This window comes from Chryseobacterium aahli, from assembly GCF_022699665.1.
GTDB lineage: Bacteria > Bacteroidota > Bacteroidia > Flavobacteriales > Weeksellaceae > Chryseobacterium > Chryseobacterium aahli.
On the sequence record NZ_JALDNB010000011.1, the window covers coordinates 142211 to 160973 of the forward strand.

Genomic DNA, 18763 nt, shown 5'->3' on the forward strand with positions numbered 1-18763 from the left:
GATTTTTTAGTTATTAATAATGACATTTACCACACTCAAGACCTCCAATTGCATCTACAGTAATCTTACCGCCATCTTGAGGGTATTGCTTTTTAAGCTTTTCGTGTAGATTTTTGAAGTATTCTTTATTATAACCGTTGTTCATATCAACTTCTGTTGTTCTGTGACATTCGATACACCATCCCATAGTGAAGTCATTTGCCATTTGTACCACATTCATTGTATCAATTTTTCCGTGACAAGCTTTACATACAACATCAATCTTGTTGTCAGGATTTTTCTTGTTGAATGAGTTGATAATCGCTTGCTCACCTGCTACTACGTGCTGAGAGTGGTTGAAGTACACGAAATCTGGCATGTTGTGAATTCTTGTCCATTCTACAGGAGTTGTTTTACCTGTGTACTGTTGTTTTTCTGCATCCCAACCAGTTGCAGCATAAATTTTCTGGATTTCTCCATCGTAGAATGCTTTATCTTTTCCTGGCTCAATGTATTTACCTTTGTACTCAGAAATTGTTCTGTGACAGTTCATACAAACGTTCATAGAAGGAATTTCAGAAACCTTACCGTATTTAGCACTTGAGTGACACAATTGACAGTCGATTTTATTTTCTCCAGCGTGAATTTTGTGAGAGAAGTAGATAGGTTGTTCAGGCTTATAACCTTTGTAAACACCGATCCACATGATCCAGTTCCATACACCGTAAGTTGCTAGTATAGCCAAAACAGCTAAAAGACCTTTACCGATATAGTGGTATTTTTCGTAGATTTCACTGAAAGATTTTACTCTTGTTTCGTTAAGTCCTGCTAAATCGTCAGACTGACCTAGTTTTACTAACTGTCTCAGTTTGACTAAGATCCAAACCAATAAAGCAGCAATTGCTAAAAGTGAAATAATGACAATACTTGAAGTCGTGTTATTTGCCGGTGTTCCTGCTGCAGGTGCTCCCGGTGCAGGAGTTTCTGCCACAGCAGCTACAGGTGCAGGAGGATTAGTTGTGTACTCTAAAATGTCGTCAATATCCTTATCTGTAAGATTAGGAAAGACCTGCATTTCAGTCTTGTTGTACTTTTCAAAAACTTCGTTGGCATACTTATCGCCAGAAGCTCTGAGTGCTTTGTTGTCTTTAATCCACTTGTGAAGCCATTCTGTGTCTAGTCCCTGCTCAGACTTAAGTCTTTCTACCACACCTTTCAATGCTGGTCCTACAACTTGTTTGTCTAAAGCGTGACATGCCGTACAGTTTGCCTTAAAAAGTTTCTCACCGTTTGCAGGATCGCCTTGCCCGTAAATTGAAGCACTTGTTGATAGCAATAAACCTATCGCAATCAGCCCTTTTTTATAATGCTTTCTCCAACTAATCATTTAAATTGTCTTATGTTAGTAAATATTGAATGTGTAATCAATCCCGCAAAAATAATATTTTTAACATGAATTTAACGGCATATACAAAGGGGAAAATGTCATTATGGTTTAATTTGTAACTATTCTAAATAACTATGGTTGCTGTATTTTCAAATTATTCTAAATTTGCAGAAACAAGTTTAAATGAGAAATTTCATAAAAATATTTTCGGCACTTTCATTCTTTGGTTTTTATACCTTTGATGCCCAACAGGTTGTAAAGAAAGATACTTTGTCCGGAACAGAGCTGGTAATGACGATGGATTCGCGAGTGAGTGATGCAATGAGCAGTCTCGAAGAGAAATGTGCACGAGTTGCGATGAATAATTCTACGCCTACAGATTACGATGCTCCGGCGAGACCACCTAAAATTTTTGTTCCAAGTAGGGAGTTGACGAATGCAGAAGTTTGTAGAAAAAACCCAAGAATTTTAGGATTTAAAATTCAGATTACGACGGTAAAAAGTAATGAGGAAGCAAACGAAGTGAAAGCCTATTTCAGAAAAAGATTCCCGAATCTTAAGGTTGAGACAGATGCTTCTTTAAGACCAAATTATAAGATTTTAGCAGGAAGTTATTTCACAAAACAAAGTGCTGCGGCTGATCTTTCAAGAGTAAGAGAATACTTCAAATCTGCGGTTGCAGTACAGTACAGAATTTTTTGTGCAGAGGCAAAATAGATTTTAAAATATTTTAAAAAGGGCGGAGAAATTTAAATTTCTCCGCCCTTTTTTTATTGGTAGTATTTGTTTAGAAATTCAAAGAAATCTATCATTCGGTGGTAATTGTTTAGTAGCAAAAAAACAGTTAAAGCACCGATACTTATTGTTAGAAAAGATAATGTTTTTGGTGAATTCCCGTAAGCGAAAAATAACCAGCCCAGCAGTAATGGATAAACAAAAACGAAGTGTCCGCCGTAGATATATGAGGTGTGAAGGCCAAATCTGAAGATGCAGTGAATGGCAATATCGACCAAAAAAGAAATCATAAGAATCTGAATCAATTTGTTTTTGAAATTTTTAAAATAGCTCCACAAAACAAAACTTAAAATCAGTCCGATGAAAATGTAGGCAAATGCGGTAGAGTAAGTCTCCATGAAGATGGCTTTAAAGTAAAAACCTTTCATATTGTGCTTTTCTCGGATGAAAAAACTAGGGAAAAGAATGTTTCCTCCAAAAAAATAAGAATAAATCATATCCCAAATTGGCGTCGACTTCACATTCGAGAACTTTTCATACTGTTCACCAGATTTCGAAAGGATGTTTTGGTACTTAAAATCAATCCGGTTCAAATATAAAAGAATAAAAACTCCACAAGATAGGATTACTCGGAAAGCTGCATTTCCAAATTTTTTCCAGCTCTTAAATAGGCCTTTTTCAAAAATAACAGGGATGAATATTTTAACAATATTTGTTACAGTCAGTCCACCAATTGTTACTCCGGCAAGTACCAATGCAGAACCCGCAATTTTTCCGTCTTTTTTAAATCTGATAGCGGTGTAATAATTGAATAGGACCAATAGAAACAGCGTGTAGGTATATGTTTCCGGCGTGAAAGAAAGAAGAATATTCGTTGAAAATAAACTGAAAAAGAAAACAATCAGTAAGCTAATTATCAGCGGAAGTCTGATGATGTTTTTTAAATATTTATAAATCTGAACCAAGCTTAAACTGATAATAAAATTGCTTAACCAAGCCAGAATCAATCTGAAACTCACATCCGTTTTTCCATTCGTAAAAAACAAAACAGAATCTCGCATCCAATTAAAAAAGTAATAGGAGAGAGGGTGTCTTTCAAAGCTGCCACCGGTCATGATGATGGCTTTATTATCGAAACTGAAGTACGCATCCCAAGGAATTCTGCTGTCGAAAATAATTCGGTAGTTGAGCGCAATGTATGAGCCCAGAATTCCGTAGGCAGTTAAAAAGAAGATGAAAATTCCCAACTCAAAAAATGTAGAAGGAAAAACAATTTTAAAAAAGTTTAAAAATTTTGATTTAATAGACACGTATTTAAATTTCTGCAAAAATAAAATAAAAAAACTCACCGATGAGGGTGAGTTTGATATTTAATTCTGCTATTTTTTTGTCATTTAAGAACTACAAGAAAGCATTGAACATCCAGAAATATCATCATAATTGGAAGGTCTTTTCACCGAGAACTCAGGAAAAATTTCTTCATAGGGATTTTCTAAAGCCTTTGTTAATTTTTCTAGCATTTCTATTTTTCCTTCGTTAATTTCTTCGATGCATTCAAATAAAAGATAGTTTCTCAAAAGAAATTTCGGGTTTGCTTTCTTCATTAAATTTAATGAATCTTCTTTTGAAATTGAGTTACTTTCTAATCGTGACTGATATTGTTCAATGAAATTTTCAATCTTTCTGATTTTAACCTCATCCAAAATAGTGTAAGAAATTTTCTGAAAATCTGTTTTAAAATCAGTAATAAAATCAATTTTTTCCAATAAATTGAAAAATAATGTATAGTCGAGTTGAAGTTCCTGCATCAAGCCTTGCCAATTGGTGAAAAATTCTTCGTCGGTTTCTTTTAATTCATCAAAACCAAATTTATTGCAAAGCATTTCGTCATGCGCTTTCCAAAAATAGCTTCCGTAAGAATTCAAAGTTTCTTCGAGGAATTTTTCATCCTTAATTAATGCAAAAAGGGCATTGGCCAATTGCCATAGGTTCCATTGAGAAATTTGACCTTGTTTCCCGAAAGCGTATCTTCTTCCCGGTAAATCTGTTGTGTTTGGAGTGAAATTTAAATCATATTCATCCATCATCGAAAACGGTCCGAAGTCAATTGTCAAACCGAGAATCGACATGTTGTCGGTATTCATCACACCATGTACGAAACCAACTCTGAACCATTCAACCATTAAATCTGCAGTTTTAGTACAAACGGATTGGAAAAAGTCTTTATATTTTTGTTCGCTTTCGGAAGTGATTTCGGGGAAGTAATTTTTGATTGTGAAATCTGCCAATTTCTGTAAAGTATCGATTTCTTTTTGAGCAGACATTAGTTCAAAATGTCCGAAACGCAGAAAACTTTCTGCAGTTCTTACCACCACTGCGCCTTTTTCTTCTTGTGGATTTCCACTGTACATCATATCACGTACTACATTTTCTCCGGTGAAGCACAAACTTAATCCTCTTGTAGTAGGAATTCCTAAATGATACATCGCTTCGCTCATTAAATATTCTCTGACAGAAGATCTTAAAACTGCTCTTCCGTCAGCGTGTCTGGAGTATGGTGTTGCTCCCGCGCCTTTCCATTGGATTTCAGTTTTCAGACCTTCATTGTTTTCTATTTCCCCGGCAAGAATTGCTCTTCCGTCACCCAATTGTCCTGCCCAGTTTCCAAATTGATGTCCGGCGTAGGCGGTGGCATAGGTTTTTATATTCTCAGGTAAATTATTTCCGACAAGAAAATCAAGATCGTTGTCATTCAATTTTCCCAAACCTATTTCTTCGGAAAGTTTTTCGTTAAAAACAATCAGTTTAGGCTTATCAAATCCCACAGGATCTATGGTAGAAAACAAAACTTTAGGCGTATTTCTCTGGATTGGATTTTTGGAAAAATCACCTGGAAAAATTTCAAGAAATGGTTGTTTGATATTTTGAAGATTCATGGTTCAAATTTATGAAAACAAGGCCAAAAAAAGACCTTTCAGTGATTGAAAGGTCTTATTATAATTATTAAAAATTTTATTTATTAAAATCTATATCGTCTCCGGTATTGAGATTCTCATTGACATTATCCTCTTTTTTACCCGAATTGTTTTTCGGCGTAGGATCTGCCTGTTTTGGATTCTTAATTTGATCAATGGTTTGTAATCCGCCATCATCACCATAACCACCGCTCAGTCCCTGAAGATTGCTACACCCATCTTTCCATTCGCTAGGTTTTACAAATTTATCTTCCTGAGAAATCTTAAGCGATTTGTCTGCCCAGACTTTCTTCATGAAAATCGCCCAAATTGGTAATGCCATTTTTGCCCCCTGACCTTCACCGGTTCCCCAGAAGTGGGTTGCTCTGTCTTCCCAGCCTACCCAGGCTCCGGTTGCTAATTTCGGAGTAATTCCCATAAACCAACCATCAGAGTTGTTTTGTGTAGTACCAGTTTTACCTGCTATTTCCACATCTTTAGAAATTCCTCGTCTGCTAAGCTCCCCAGAGGCAGTTCCATATTGAGCAACACCCTTCATCAATTCAATCATGGTGTATGCGTAGTTAGGATTCATTACTTCTTTCGGCTCAGAATTAATTTCTTTTATCACTCTATTGTTGGCATCTTCAATTCTCCAGATCATCTCGGGCTTATTGTAGTTTCCGTAGTTGGCGAAAGTGCTGTAGGCTCCTAACATTTCGTAAATGGTAATATCAGAAGAACCTAACGCAATTGTATTGTTTCTTGGGATTTCTTCTGTTACACCCAGGTCTCTTGCGGTTTGAATTACAGCATCTGCACCAGTCATTTCAATCAAACGTGCTGCCACCGGGTTTTGAGAGTGTGCTAATGCATCTTTTAAAGTAATCATTCCACCACGACCTCCACCAACATTCCAGCCGTTGTGACTGTATGGAGCATTTGATATGGTTGAACAAGGTGTTAAACCTAATTTCATAATTGCCGTAGCATAAACGAAAGGCTTAAATGTAGATCCTACCTGTCTTTTTCCTTGTTTAATGTGGTCATATTGGAAATGTTGCCAATCGATACCCCCCACCCAAGCTTTAATTTCTCCAGTTCCGGGAACCATAGACATTAAACCTGCTTGTGCAATTTGTTTATGATATCTAATAGAATCCCAAGGAGACATTTCTACCTCTTCCTCTCCAGCCCAAGTAAAACGTGAAGTTTTTATGGGTTTGTGGAATTCAAGCATGATAGAATCTTCCGGTACACCAGCTCTTGCGAGTTGTTTGTAACGTCCGGTTCTCTTTACAGCCTGCATCATTACTGCATTTGCCTGCTTGTCATTTAAGTAATAGAAGGGTCTGTTTTTTCTTCCTCTCTGCTCTGCATCGAATCTTTTCTGAAGGTCAGTTAAGTGTTCTTTGATTGACTCTTCAGCGTATTTCTGCATTTTAGAATCAAGGGTCACATAAATTTTCAAACCGTCTTTGTAAAGATTCAGTTTTTTACCTTTTGCTTTCTCGTAATCTTCAAGATATTTATCAATTTCTTTCTTTAAATAAAACTTAAAGTAAGCAGAATGATTATCATTGATGTTTTTAATCGGAGTATAATCTGTATTGATTGGAGTTGCGATTGCTTTGTCATATGTTGCTTGGTCAATATAACCTGTTTCAAGCATTTGAGAAAGTACAACGTCTCTTCTTCTTTTTGCTCTATCCGGATTTCTCAAAGGATTATTTGCAATCGGAGCCTCCAACATTGACACGAAAACCGCGGCTTCGGGTAATGTAAGCTGCTTCGCAGATTTGTTGAAGTAAATTTTTGAAGCCATTTCAATACCATTGGCATTATAAGTGAAGTCAAATTTATTGAAGTAAAGAGTAATAATTTCTTCTTTGGTATACCTTTTCTCTAAGCTTACCGCAACAACCCATTCTTTAAGCTTTTGAATGGCTCTTTTTACGGGATTTTTAGAAGGTTCTTTTGTGAAAAGAAGTTTTGCTAACTGCTGAGTAATCGTAGAACCTCCACCTCTGTCACCTCCAAATCTTACAGCTCTTAAAATAGATTTTAAATCAATACCAGAATGCTCTTTAAATCGCTCATCTTCTTTAGCTTGAAGCGCATAAATAAGATGTGGCGGAAGTTCCTGATAAGTAACTGGTTGAGTTTTTTCTTTCTCAAATTTACCTAAAAGCACTCCGTCTGCAGAAAAAATCTGCGATGCAACATAGATGTCTGGATTTTCAAGTTCTTTTACATCAGGCATTTCACCAAGAAAACCTTGGGAGACCGCAAAAAAAAGCCCTGAAATTCCTAAAACTACTGCGATAAAGCTAACCCAAATAAATTTGACCCACCTTTTCCAAGCAGTACTTTTAGCATTCTTTTTAGGAGGAAGCGGGAATGTTTTTCCTCTGTTTCCTGTATTTTGTCTGTTTTCTTCCATGTAAATTACGGTTTAGCCGTTTCTACTTTTATACCTAAGTCTTCAATTCCCGGAAGTGCATCGTTTCGCATTGCCTGGGCAACGCCAATTTCATACGTTCCTTTTTCAGGGAATTTATAATTTGTTTTGTACTGAAATAAAGTTTCCTTTGTTTCTCCAAATCCCGTTCCCAGCCACTCGCCATTTGGTTTTGCCAAAATATAATTCAGCGTGTCAACCTGAGCGATTTTGCTTTTTGGGTTTTTAAAATTAACAATAAATCTAATATTGCTGTAAGGATAATCATTATTATTCCTTACAACAAATATAATATTTTTAGGATTTTGCGGATCCGTAATTTCAAGTTTAAATTTCTGTTCGGCTTTTTTACTCCATTTGCTATCAATAGGATTCATGATGACATCTTCGCCTGAAGCGTTGCATCCTACTAAAAAAATAAGCATTATTACCCCTAAAACTCTATGCATTGTTATCTTTTTTGGGCGGGAATTTCTTTTTAAATTTCTTTTTTGGAGGTTGCTGTGGTTTTTGCTCTGCATTTACATTAGCCTCTGCTTTTTCTACCTGAACCTTTGGCTGTTGTTGCTTTGGCGGTCTTTGATTTGGGTTCTGGTTCGGATTAGGTTTAGCGTTCGGGTTTGTATTTTTTGGTCTTTCAGAATTTACAGGTCTTTCAGCTGTAGGACGATCCGTTTTTTGAGGTCTGTCATTTCTGTCAGTCCTTTCCGGGCGATCTTTTCTCGGTCCGGGATTATTATTAGGTCTGCTCTGATTTGGGTTTTGATTCTGATTAGGATTTCTATTTTTATTGAAACCTCCTCTGTTTTTCTTCTCAAATCTGTCAACACTGTTCTCCTGAATAAGATCTACACTTGGTAAGGCAATATCCGGTACCTTCAATTCTTCAAGCGGAAGTATTCTTTCGCCTTTTTTATTTTGTGCAATCAGTTTTTTAACTAAATCGATATCGAAATCGTACCAAGCCATTGAGCTATCAACGTAAGCAAACCACATTTTCTTTTTGAAAACGTCGATTTTTATACAAAAAGCTCTTCCTTTTTCCGTATCCAACATTGTAGATGAAGATGGGAAATGACTTAATGCATCCAAGTAACTATCAAGCTCATAATTCAAACAACATTTCAGTTTTCCGCACTGTCCTGCTAATTTCTGAGGATTGATGCTTAATTGCTGATATCTTGCAACGTTGGTATTTACTGATCTGAAATCTGTTAACCATGTTGAACAGCACAGTTCTCTTCCACATGAACCAATTCCACCGATTTTTGCGGCTTCCTGTCTGAAACCAATTTGTTTCATATCGATTTTGGTTCTGAAAGTTCCTGCGAACTCCTTAATCAACATTCTAAAATCTACACGGTTATCTGCTGTGTAATAAAATGTGACTTTTGAGGCATCGCCCTGATATTCCACATCTGTGATCTTCATTTCAAGACCTAATCTGTGAGATATTTTTCTTGCGTCGACCTTTACGGTTTCTTCTTTTTTTCTTGCTTCCTGCCAGACTTCGATGTCTTTTTGGTTAGCCAGTCTGTATATTTTAAGTGGGTCTTCAGTTGAAAATCTTTTCTTTTTCATCTGAATTTTTACCAATTCTCCTGAGAGACTTACCACTCCTACATCGTGTCCGGGGCTAGATTCTACTGTTACTACGCTACCTATATGTAAAGGAATATTGTTTACATTTTTATAAAACGATTTTCTGTCATTTTTAAACCTAACTTCCACAAAATCAAATCGGTTAGACACCGGGTTTTGTACGTTAGATAACCAATCGAAAACACTTAATTTATAACTATTACCACAGGTATTTACACTTTCACAGCCATTCGCGGATTTCGTTCCGCAAGAATGTGCAGAATCGCCGGATGTTTTGCATCCACAACTCATATATTATAATTTATTTAATCTTGCAAATTTATTGATTTTTATCTTTACACAATTCCAAAAATAGTAAATCTTTATTTTGTAAAATGTTTAAACTTAAACATTGTGAATAATATATGACTGTTTGTTTTGTAATATATTTAAAGATAGTTACTTAGCGGGTGATTTATGCAAAGTATTATTTCAAACATAGTTTTCTTTTGTGACTTTGTTTAAAAAATTAAGATTATTTAACAAGCATAGTCAAAATAATTTTATATTTGGAATATATAATAAATGTCTATGAAAAAAATATTAGTATCAACTGCTTTGTTGGCTGGGGTTCTATCTTATGCGGGGGGCTTCAGAGTTTCTTTGCAAGGGGTAAAGCAATTGGCAATGGCGCACACCAGTGCTCATGCTGAAGATGCGAGTGTTGCATTCTTTAACCCTGCAGGTATGTCATTCATTCCTTCGAAACTGAGTATCGTTGCCGGAGGTTTTGGAGCGAGTAATAAAGTTACTTTTCAAAATTTAAATACTTTACAGAGTACAGAAACAGATAACCCAATGGGTACACCAATTTATGCTGCGATTGCGTACAAGCCAATCGACAAATTATCTATTGGTTTCAGTTTTTCTACGCCTTTTGGTAGTACAATTCAATATCCTTACGATTGGGAGGGTAGAGAAATGGTGCAAAAACTTGAGTTGAAAAGTTTCTATTTTCAGCCAATGGTTTCTGTAAAGATGGCAGATTGGTTGTCTTTTGGTGCAAGTTATATCTATGCTAGAGGACAAGTAAATTGGGATAAAGCTGTTACACAGTTTGGTGGTACAGTAAATATTAATGATGAGAAAGCAAGCGGACATGGTTATGGTTTTGGTTTTTATTTCAGACCCGACCCAAAATTTGACATGAGTATTGCTTATCGCTCACCAGTTGATATGAAAGCTAAAAAAGGAACTGCAACATTTACCGTTCCTGCACAAAATACTGTGAATACTTTATTAGGATTAAACGGTGCCGGACAAGACGGTTTTACTGCTACATTACCTTTGGTGGATGAATACACAATCGGTATGACCTATAAAGTAACTCCTAAATGGTTGGTTTCGGCAGATTTTAATTACCACGGATGGTCTAGATACAGCAAGCTGACATTAGATTTTGCAAATGCTCCAATCGGAAATCAGGCAGACCCAACAGTACTTGTTGCTCCTAAAAACTTTAAGAATTCTAAAACCGTTAGACTTGGTACTCAGTACATGTTCAGCAATATGGTCTTCGGGCGTTTGGGTGCTTACTATGATGAATCTCCTTATGAGGACGAAAACTTTATCCCTGAGACACCTTCCTTTGATTCTTTTGTACTTACGGGTGGTTTAGGATTTAAATTTAAACAATTCGGAGTTGATGTTGCCGGTGGATATGTAATGCCACAAAGCAGAGACGTGAAAAATAATTACCTTGGTTTCTACGGTCAGGCGAAGGCAAAAGCATTCTATTTTGGTCTAGGTTTATCTTACAACCCTTTTTAATTGAATTAATATGAAAAAAATAATAATATCTACACTTGCTGTTTCTGCGTTTTTCTTTACAACAAGTTGCGAAACGGATTTTGATACTGATGTACAAGACATTGTAGTTACTAGAGGTGAAGCAGATTTCTCAAATTATGTTTCGTTAGGAAACTCATTAACTTCAGGATATAGAGACGGAACGCTTTATAGCGATGGACAAAATGAATCTTATCCGAGCATGATTGCTATGCAGATGAAACTTGCAGGCGGTGGTGGGTTTAAACAACCGATGATGCCAAATAATGTTGGAGGTTTTACAAATTTACCTGGTTTTCCCGGAAAGCTTGTTTTGAAAATGACTAACGGAGCGTTGGCTCCAAGTGCTTCTCCTGCTGCTGCAGCTTTGGATAATGTGTCGGCTGGAAGACCTTATAATAATTTGGGTGTTCCAGGTGCAAAATCTTTTCATTTAGTTGCTCCAAATTATGGTAGTCTCGCTGGTTTGGCAACAGGAACGGCAAATCCTTATTTTGTAAGATTTGCTTCTTCCGCAACTACAAGTGTTTTGGCAGATGCGATGGTACAAAAGCCAACATTCTTCTCTCTTTGGATAGGAAATAACGACGTACTATCTTATGCAACAAACGGAGGAACAAATTCACAAACCACCGGAGGTGTAACTACTTATACGGCTGCAACAGTTCAAACTGGAAATACTAATCCGGCGACTTATAAATCAAATGATATTTCAGATGCTAATGTTGTGGCAGGTTCTATAAAGGCTGTTCTGGATGGTTTAAAAAGTGTAGGATCTACAAAAGGAATTATTGGGAATATTCCGGATGTTACCAATATTCCGTTTTTTACGAGAGTGCCTTATAATGCAATTCCTTTAGATGCTGCAAAAGCTCAGGCTTTAAATACACAGCTTTATGGACCGTTGAAGGCTGCTCTTACAGCATTTGGACAAGGAGACAGAATTAATCCTGTTGTAGCAGGAAATAATCCTGTTCTTATTATTGATAATAAATTGGCAAACCTTTCAGCTCAGCTTACGGGTGCATTAACTGCAGGAGGTGTTCCTGCTGCTCAGGCTGCATTTATAGGAAATGCTTTCGGAAGAGCACGTCAGGCAAAACCGGGAGAATTAATGCTTCTTACATCTAGTGCTTTATTAGGTTTAGATGCGACGACTAATCAACCGGCAACACCTAGTTCAGTGTTTATTTATGGTGCGAGTTTCCCAATCGGAGATCAGTATTCTTTAACAACAGATGAAGTAAATAATATTGGTACAGCCGTTAAAGCTTACAATACTTCAATTAAGGCAATGGCAGATTCTTATGGTCTTGCTTTTGTTGATATGAATGCAAAAATGTCAGAATTGAATTCCAAATCAGGAATTTCTTGGAATGGCGTGAAATATACTGCGACATTTGTTACCGGAGGAGCATTCTCTCTTGATGGTGTACACCTTACGGGTAGAGGCTATGCTATCGTTGCTAATGAATTTATAAAATCTATCAACAATAAGTATAAATCTACTTTACCACAAGTAGATCCTAATAAATATTCGGGAGTTACATTCCCGTAAAATTTAATAAAAAATAAAAAACGAAACCACAGGATTGATTCTTGTGGTTTTTTTTTAAATTTGCAAAATCTTTTAAAAAGTAAAAATGGCCGAGCAACAAAGTTATCTATTTTCGACAAGAACTAGTAAGGAGCTAGCAGAAAAAATTGCCCATCACTATGGGAAAGAATTAGGGAAAATCATCATCCAGGAGTTCAGCGATGGTGAATTTGAGCCAGTGCTAGACGAATCTGTAAGAGGAGGAAGGGTTTTCCTAATTGCTTCTACATTTCCGCCGGCAGACAATCTTTTAGAGCTTCTTCTAATGATTGACGCTTCCAAAAGAGCTTCTGCTAAAAGTATTACCGTTGTGCTTCCGTATTTCGGTTTGGCAAGACAAGACAGAAAAGACAAGCCAAGAGCACCTATCGGGGCAAAATTGGTAGCAAATCTTTTAACTGCTGCCGGAGCAACAAGAATCATGACGATGGATCTGCACGCAGACCAAATTCAAGGGTTCTTTGAAATTCCTGTTGATCATTTGTATGCTTCTACAATATTTGTAGATTACATCAGAGATATGAATCTTGATAATTTGACCATTGCATCTCCGGATATGGGTGGAGCAAAGAGAGCGAAAAACTATGCAGGTCACTTAGGTGCAGACGTTGTAATTGCTTACAAAGAGAGAAAAAAGGCAAATGTAATTGAAGAAATGTTCCTTATCGGGGATGTAGAAGGTAAAAACGTTATCCTTATTGATGATATGATCGATACCGCAGGAACACTTTGTAAAGCTGCGGGTATTTTAATGGAAAAAGGAGCGAAATCTGTAAGAGCAATGGCAACTCACGGTGTGCTTTCAGGAAAGGCTTATGAGAATATTGAGAACTCGCAATTGCTGGAAGTGATTGTAACTGACTCAATTCCTGTAAAAACTAATTTGTCATCTAAAATAAAAGTGCTATCTTGCGCCCCATTATTTGCTGATGTTATGAAGATGGTGCACGAGCATCAATCAATTAGCAGTAAGTTTGTTATTTAATTGATAATTAACAGATTGTAAATTAAAATCAAAACAATTTTTAAATTTTTATAAATGAAATCTATTACAATTCAAGGTACAAAAAGAGAAAGCGTGGGCAAAAAGTCGACAAAAGCTTTACGTGATGCTGAATTAGTTCCTTGTGTTGTTTACGGAGGTGGCGAGCCATTGAACTTCTCTGCATTAGAGAAAGCGTTCAAAGGTTTAGTGTATACTCCTGAAGCACACACGGTATCTATTGAAGTTGACGGACAGGTAATTCCTGCTGTTCTTCAGGATATTCAGTTCCACCCAATTACAGACAAGATTATTCACGCAGACTTCTACAGATTATCTGACGATAAGCCAGTAGTAATGGAAGTTCCTGTAAGATTAACAGGTCGTTCTAAGGGTGTTGTAGCTGGTGGTGTTTTACGTCAGTCTTTCAGAAAGTTGAAAGTAAAAGCTATTCCTGCAAACTTACCAGACGAGGTAGTTGTAGACATTACTGCATTGAAGATTGGTAACAAACTTTATGTAGGAGGTCTTAAAGCTGAAGGATTCTCTTTCGTACACCCAGACAATGCAGTTGTTGTAGCTGTTAAAATGTCTAGAAATGCAGCGAAAGGTGGTGCAATGGCAGACGATGACGATGAAGAAGTTGCAACTGAAGTTGAAGGAGAAGCTCCGGCAACTGAAGAAGCAGCAGCTGAATAAGAAATTTCTTAATCACAATACAAGACCTGTCAATTTATTGGCAGGTTTTTTTGTTTTAAATGAAATCTATCACTCTATTGATCTGACAGACTTTTGAATAAAATGTCGTAAATTTGAGGTGTTCTAAATAAGAACGTTTAATCATAAAAATTGTAATAAATGTTTGACATTCAGGAAATAAGAAGTCAGTTTTCTATATTAAACCAGCAGGTGAATGGTAAGCCATTGGTTTACTTAGACAATGCAGCAACATCACAGAAGCCAAATTCAGTTCTTGAAGTTTGGAATCAATATTATACAGAAATCAATGCTAACGTACACAGAGGAATTCATACGTTGAGCCAGTTGGCAACCGAAGAAATGGAACTTTCAAGAAGAAAAATCCAGAAATTCATCAATGCTAAAAATGATTTTGAAGTCATTTTCACTAAAGGAACCACAGAAGGGATTAACCTCATCGCTTATATTCTAACAGGAAAATTAAAAAAAGACGATGAGATTATTATTTCTTACCTTGAACATCATTCGAATATCGTTCCGTGGCAATTGTTGTGTGAAAGAACCGGAGCTAAACTTCGTGTCATCCCAATCGATGAAAACGGAATTCTACAGTTGGATTATTTAGATGAATTTTTAAGCGAAAAAACGAAGGTTGTCTCTGTGAATCAGGTTTCCAATGCTTTGGGAATCGTTAATCCTATTGAAGAAATCATTGCGAAAACAAGAGCCAATTCAGATGCGTATATTGTCATTGACGGTGCGCAGTCTGCTCCGCATTTCAAAATAGATGTTCAAGCTTTAGACTGCGATTTCTTTGTGTTTTCAGGTCACAAAATGTATGCTCCGATGGGAACAGGTATTTTGTACGGAAAACAGGCGATTCTTGAAAATCTGCCGCCATTCCACGGAGGCGGTGAGATGATTGCGGTTTGTTCATTTGATCAGACCACTTACGCAGGTTTACCTTTTAAATATGAAGCAGGAACTCCCAATGTAGGTGGAAATATCGCTTTAGGTGCAGCTGTTGATTTCATCAATAAAGTTGGTCATGAAAATATTCAAAAGCACGAAAATGCTTTATTGGAATATGCTCAAAGACATCTTCTCGAAATTGAGGGTTTGAAAGTGTATGGTGAAAATGCCAACAGAACCGGAGTTGTTTCTTTTAATCTGATTGGAATGGGAATTTCTTCAGATGTCGGAATGATTCTCGATAAAATGGGCGTTGCCGTAAGAACTGGACATCACTGTACTCAACCGATTATGGATTTCTTTAATATTGCAGGAACGGTGAGAGCAAGTTTTGCAGTTTATAATACATTTCAGGAGATTGATTTGTTGGTGGAAGGTGTTAAAAAAGCACAAAGAATGCTGGCGTAATTTTTCAGAAATTTAATTTAGACATAAAAAATCCCTTTCAGCTTTTCGTTGAAAGGGATTTTGCTTTTATAGTTTTTGCTAAATAAAATCTGTGTTAATCTGTGTGATTTGCGGGAGATTTACATTAATTATTCGGCTTCCAATCTACCACCGCTCTGATAAACGCTTCTGCATTTTCCAAAGGAATGTTAGGTAAAATTCCGTGACCAAGATTGGCGATATATCGGTCTTTTCCGAAACGGTTGATCATTTCGTTCACCATTTTCTTAATGGTTTCCGGAGTAGAATGTAATCTTGCAGGATCAAAATTTCCTTGCAAAGTCATTGTGTGATTCGTTAATGTTCTAGCCAATTCCGGTTTAATCGTCCAGTCAACACCTAAAGCAGAAACCGGCGACATTGTCATATCTTCCAACGCAAACCAGCATCCTTTTCCGAAAACAACAACGTGCGTCAAAGGAGCCAATGCTTCAACAATCTGACTGATGTACTGCCAAGAAAATTCCTGATAATCCTGTGGAGAAAGCATTCCGCCCCAAGAATCGAAAACCTGAACTGCAGAAACTCCTTTCTCTACTTTTCTTTTTAAGTAAGCAATCGTAGTATCTGTGATTTTCTGAAGCAACAAATGCGCAGCTTCCGGCTGCTGGAAACAGAAAGATTTCGCAATATCAAAAGCCTTACTTCCTTTTCCTTCCACGCAGTAGCAAAGAAGCGTCCAAGGCGATCCCGCAAAACCAATCAATGGAATATCGTTGTCTAATTTGATTAAAGTGAGTTCGATCGCATCAAAAACGTAGCCTAAAGTATCATTCACATCCGGAACGATTACATTCTGCACATCTTCCATCGTTCTGATCGGGTTATCCAACCACGGACCAACGTTTTCTTTCATTTTAAAATCAATTCCCATCGCTTGAGGAACCACCAAGATGTCTGAAAATAAAATCGCAGCATCCAAAGGATATCTTCTGATGGGCTGAACGGTGATTTCAGAAGCCAGTTCCGGAGTTTGGCATCTTGTGAAAAAGTCGTATTTGTCACGCAATGCAATGAATTCCGGTAGGTATCTTCCTGCCTGTCTCATCATCCAAACCGGTGGTCTTTCTACAGTTTCTCCACGAAGTGCTTTTAAATATAGGTCGTTTTTAATCATATCTTTTAGTTGGTAGTTGTTGGTTTTGAGTTGATTGCTTTAAAATTAGTTATTCTTTAAAGCATCTTTTATAGCCGACAACAGGTTTGATAAAGTATTTTTTTTACTTGTAAAAATCTCTGATTCTGTATGTTTTCTTAACTCTTTTGAAGTAGTTTCTCCTATTGAAAAGAGAGCTGAATTTTCTAAAGAATTATTTTTCGCAAAACTACGAACTCCGCTTGGGCTAAAAAAAACTATTGCATGATATTTTTCAGGTATTACAGGATTCAGCTCTTCTGTCTTGTAAACAGTAACTTTTTTGTAGCTGATATTTTGTAGCGGAAGGTTGTTATCTAATACATCAATCGCCAGATTTCCACAAAAATGAATGAATTTTTCGTGAACACAGTTGTCAATAATGAATTTTGAAAGTGTTTCAGCGTTTTTTAAAACTTTAAAAGTCCCGAAACCATTCTTTCTGATTTCTCTTTTTGTTTTCTCGCCGACGCAGTAGATTTTATTGTAGTTTTTTGCGGCAAAATCTTCGTTTGGTTTAAATTGATTCTCAAAAAAAGATTTCACACCATTTGAACTTGTGAAAATCAGCGAGTAATTTTTTAAATCAAATACTTCAACTTTTAAATTTTCTATTAGAATGACCTCAATACATTCAGCCGAAATATCGTTTCCCAATTCTTTGGAAAGCAATTCTGAACCTATGTTTTTGGTGAATAAAATTTTCATTAAGGTTTGTCTTTCAAACGTAAATCAGCGACTTGTAATCTTACCTTGTTCATAAAATCTTTTCCGGGATCTTCTTTTCCGGTGAAATATTTCGGGTCAGATTCTTTCCAAAGCTTAGAATTTCTGAAAACACCGTACTCCGAATGGCCGATTAAATATTCTATCTTGTATTTTTTCGTTAAATATCTTACTAACTGAGCATTTGCTGCAACTTGCTTTTCTGTGAGAGGCTGTTTTTTACTTCCGATATTTTCAACTCCGATGGCGCAATAATTTAAGCCGATGGTGTGTCTTGCAAATATATTCGGTTCAATCAATTGATAGATCGTTCCGTCTCGATCGACGATGTATTGCGAAGATACGTTGAGTGTACTTTGTTTTTTTAAAGTATTTCTAGCGCTTTCGAGATGTGTATTGTTGAAGTATTTAAAATTACTTTCCACGGTTCCGCCGGCGGTATAATGCAGAACAATCACTTTCGGAACAATCGTTGGCGTTTTTTGAGTCAGTCCGTGATGGTCTTTCAAATATTCTAGGCTAAGACGAATTCTCTCCTCAGAATAATTGATGGGTTTATTGACTATTTTAAACTCACTTTGTTGTGCAGGCGAAAAGTTTAATATCAATAAGAATAAGAGGTAAATCAGATTTTTCATGAATAATTATTTCTGATATTGATAATGTCCTGTTATGGTAAATCTAAACAGACAATCTTCAATCACCTGCCCGCCACCGATGTTGTGAACAATCAGATATCTTTTTCCGTCAGCCGATTTTTTATTCACTACAATTCCGATGTGTGTCAAATTTCCGGGTAAAAGCCATGTGACAATGTCGCCGGGAGCATAAAGCGCAGGATTTTTTTCAGTAGATTTTGACTGCCCGAATTTTGCAAAGAAAACTCTCAGATTAGGAACTCTTCTGTGGTCGATATTGGTATCGGCTCTTTTCAGACCCCAGTTTTTAGGATATTTAGAAAAATTCTTCTTCATATCTTCATGCACTTCTTTTTGCAAATCAATCCCCAATTTTCTGTACGCTCTGATGACAACATCTGTACAAACACCTTTGTCTGCGGGGACGTCACCGTTTGGATATTTGATGGTAAAATAAGCAGGATCGTAAGTGACTCTGTCTTTTGTTAAGCTTAAAGCGGCATCAGATAATTTTTGAGCAAACTGATTCTGAGCATTCGCTGTAAAAACAAAAAACAGGAATAAGATTATGGAAAAGTACTTTTTCATAGACTTGAAACTTTGAATTAAAAACAGTTTTGTA

General features: G+C 36.6%; 16 protein-coding genes. 6 read left to right on the forward strand and 10 right to left on the reverse strand.

Features of this window, described 5'->3' with window-relative positions; translation table 11 throughout:
• Positions 1–13: 13 nt before the first annotated feature.
• A complete protein-coding gene (locus tag MQX03_RS16780; protein ID WP_242804419.1) occupies positions 14–1366 on the reverse strand; it encodes a c-type cytochrome in 1353 nt (450 codons plus the stop codon).
• Between the two features lie 183 nt (positions 1367–1549).
• Between MQX03_RS16780 and MQX03_RS16785 the strand changes: the two genes are divergently transcribed.
• Positions 1550–2083 carry an SPOR domain-containing protein gene (locus tag MQX03_RS16785; RefSeq protein ID WP_242804420.1) on the forward strand — a complete coding sequence of 178 codons (534 nt, stop codon included), beginning with the start codon at positions 1550–1552 and terminating at the stop codon, positions 2081–2083.
• A gap of 53 nt (positions 2084–2136) precedes the next feature.
• Here MQX03_RS16785 and MQX03_RS16790 read toward each other — a convergent pair whose 3' ends face one another.
• The 5 genes from MQX03_RS16790 to ricT form a co-directional block, all read right to left on the reverse strand.
• The gene (locus MQX03_RS16790) at positions 2137–3411 is read right to left on the reverse strand and encodes a DUF6080 domain-containing protein (RefSeq protein ID WP_242804421.1); all 1275 of its coding nucleotides are present in this window, start codon (positions 3409–3411) and stop codon (positions 2137–2139) included.
• Positions 3412–3495: 84 nt separating this feature from the next.
• Positions 3496–5037, reverse strand: a complete 1542-nt coding sequence (locus MQX03_RS16795) for a protein adenylyltransferase SelO (RefSeq protein WP_242804422.1) — start codon at positions 5035–5037, stop codon at positions 3496–3498.
• Positions 5038–5113: 76 nt separating this feature from the next.
• Positions 5114–7498 carry a penicillin-binding protein 1A gene (locus MQX03_RS16800; RefSeq protein WP_242804424.1) on the reverse strand — a complete coding sequence of 795 codons (2385 nt, stop codon included), beginning with the start codon at positions 7496–7498 and terminating at the stop codon, positions 5114–5116.
• A gap of 5 nt (positions 7499–7503) precedes the next feature.
• Positions 7504–7965 (reverse strand): gliding motility lipoprotein GldH, encoded by a 462-nt coding sequence (locus MQX03_RS16805; RefSeq protein WP_242804426.1) that lies wholly within the window; start codon positions 7963–7965, stop codon positions 7504–7506.
• On the reverse strand, positions 7958–9409 hold the full coding sequence (gene ricT, locus MQX03_RS16810; protein WP_242804428.1) for a regulatory iron-sulfur-containing complex subunit RicT: 1452 nt from the start codon (positions 9407–9409) through the stop codon (positions 7958–7960). The genes MQX03_RS16805 and ricT overlap by 8 nt, the downstream gene beginning before the upstream one ends.
• A gap of 279 nt (positions 9410–9688) precedes the next feature.
• On the opposite strand from ricT, the gene MQX03_RS16815 reads away from it, so the two are divergent.
• From MQX03_RS16815 to MQX03_RS16835, 5 genes are all read left to right on the forward strand, one after another.
• Positions 9689–10927 (forward strand): OmpP1/FadL family transporter, encoded by a 1239-nt coding sequence (locus MQX03_RS16815; RefSeq protein WP_242804429.1) that lies wholly within the window; start codon positions 9689–9691, stop codon positions 10925–10927.
• Between the two features lie 10 nt (positions 10928–10937).
• Complete coding sequence (locus MQX03_RS16820) at positions 10938–12503, forward strand: SGNH/GDSL hydrolase family protein (RefSeq protein WP_242804430.1); 1566 nt, start codon at positions 10938–10940, stop codon at positions 12501–12503.
• An 85-nt stretch (positions 12504–12588) separates the two neighbouring features.
• Entirely contained in the window at positions 12589–13527 is a 939-nt protein-coding gene (locus MQX03_RS16825; protein WP_129535336.1) for a ribose-phosphate pyrophosphokinase, read from the forward strand.
• A 54-nt stretch (positions 13528–13581) separates the two neighbouring features.
• Positions 13582–14223 carry a 50S ribosomal protein L25/general stress protein Ctc gene (locus MQX03_RS16830; protein ID WP_242804431.1) on the forward strand — a complete coding sequence of 214 codons (642 nt, stop codon included), beginning with the start codon at positions 13582–13584 and terminating at the stop codon, positions 14221–14223.
• 159 nt (positions 14224–14382) lie between these two features.
• Positions 14383–15603: an aminotransferase class V-fold PLP-dependent enzyme gene (locus MQX03_RS16835; RefSeq protein WP_242804432.1), complete on the forward strand. Its 1221-nt coding sequence runs from the start codon at positions 14383–14385 to the stop codon at positions 15601–15603.
• Between the two features lie 124 nt (positions 15604–15727).
• Here the strand turns inward: MQX03_RS16835 and hemE are convergent, their stop codons facing one another.
• The 4 genes from hemE to MQX03_RS16855 are packed head-to-tail and all read right to left on the reverse strand — an operon-like array spanning position 15728 to position 18729.
• Complete coding sequence (gene hemE / locus MQX03_RS16840; RefSeq protein ID WP_242804433.1) at positions 15728–16759, reverse strand: uroporphyrinogen decarboxylase; 1032 nt, start codon at positions 16757–16759, stop codon at positions 15728–15730.
• Positions 16760–16804: 45 nt separating this feature from the next.
• Complete coding sequence (locus MQX03_RS16845) at positions 16805–17485, reverse strand: uroporphyrinogen-III synthase (protein WP_242804434.1); 681 nt, start codon at positions 17483–17485, stop codon at positions 16805–16807.
• The gene (locus MQX03_RS16850) at positions 17485–18141 is read right to left on the reverse strand and encodes a peptidoglycan recognition protein family protein (protein ID WP_242804435.1); all 657 of its coding nucleotides are present in this window, start codon (positions 18139–18141) and stop codon (positions 17485–17487) included. Before MQX03_RS16850 ends, MQX03_RS16845 begins: the two co-directional genes overlap by 1 nt.
• 6 nt (positions 18142–18147) lie before the next feature.
• Positions 18148–18729, reverse strand: coding sequence for a DUF1287 domain-containing protein (locus tag MQX03_RS16855; RefSeq protein WP_242804437.1), 582 nt, complete (start codon positions 18727–18729; stop codon positions 18148–18150).
• Between the last annotated feature and the right edge of the window lie 34 nt (positions 18730–18763).

What these genes read in the sequence shown, in the direction of transcription:
- MQX03_RS16780 (WP_242804419.1), bottom strand. Translation starts at nt 1,366, where the DNA reads ATGATTAGTTGGAGAAAGCATTATAAAAAAGGGCTGATTGCGATAGGT.
- MQX03_RS16785 (WP_242804420.1), top strand. Translation starts at nt 1,550, where the DNA reads ATGAGAAATTTCATAAAAATATTTTCGGCACTTTCATTCTTTGGTTTT.
- MQX03_RS16795 (WP_242804422.1), bottom strand. Translation starts at nt 5,037, where the DNA reads ATGAATCTTCAAAATATCAAACAACCATTTCTTGAAATTTTTCCAGGT.
- MQX03_RS16800 (WP_242804424.1), bottom strand. Translation starts at nt 7,498, where the DNA reads ATGGAAGAAAACAGACAAAATACAGGAAACAGAGGAAAAACATTCCCG.
- MQX03_RS16805 (WP_242804426.1), bottom strand. Translation starts at nt 7,965, where the DNA reads ATGCATAGAGTTTTAGGGGTAATAATGCTTATTTTTTTAGTAGGATGC.
- ricT (WP_242804428.1), bottom strand. Translation starts at nt 9,409, where the DNA reads ATGAGTTGTGGATGCAAAACATCCGGCGATTCTGCACATTCTTGCGGA.
- MQX03_RS16815 (WP_242804429.1), top strand. Translation starts at nt 9,689, where the DNA reads ATGAAAAAAATATTAGTATCAACTGCTTTGTTGGCTGGGGTTCTATCT.
- MQX03_RS16820 (WP_242804430.1), top strand. Translation starts at nt 10,938, where the DNA reads ATGAAAAAAATAATAATATCTACACTTGCTGTTTCTGCGTTTTTCTTT.
- MQX03_RS16825 (WP_129535336.1), top strand. Translation starts at nt 12,589, where the DNA reads ATGGCCGAGCAACAAAGTTATCTATTTTCGACAAGAACTAGTAAGGAG.
- MQX03_RS16830 (WP_242804431.1), top strand. Translation starts at nt 13,582, where the DNA reads ATGAAATCTATTACAATTCAAGGTACAAAAAGAGAAAGCGTGGGCAAA.
- MQX03_RS16835 (WP_242804432.1), top strand. Translation starts at nt 14,383, where the DNA reads ATGTTTGACATTCAGGAAATAAGAAGTCAGTTTTCTATATTAAACCAG.
- hemE (WP_242804433.1), bottom strand. Translation starts at nt 16,759, where the DNA reads ATGATTAAAAACGACCTATATTTAAAAGCACTTCGTGGAGAAACTGTA.
- MQX03_RS16845 (WP_242804434.1), bottom strand. Translation starts at nt 17,485, where the DNA reads ATGAAAATTTTATTCACCAAAAACATAGGTTCAGAATTGCTTTCCAAA.
- MQX03_RS16850 (WP_242804435.1), bottom strand. Translation starts at nt 18,141, where the DNA reads ATGAAAAATCTGATTTACCTCTTATTCTTATTGATATTAAACTTTTCG.
- MQX03_RS16855 (WP_242804437.1), bottom strand. Translation starts at nt 18,729, where the DNA reads ATGAAAAAGTACTTTTCCATAATCTTATTCCTGTTTTTTGTTTTTACA.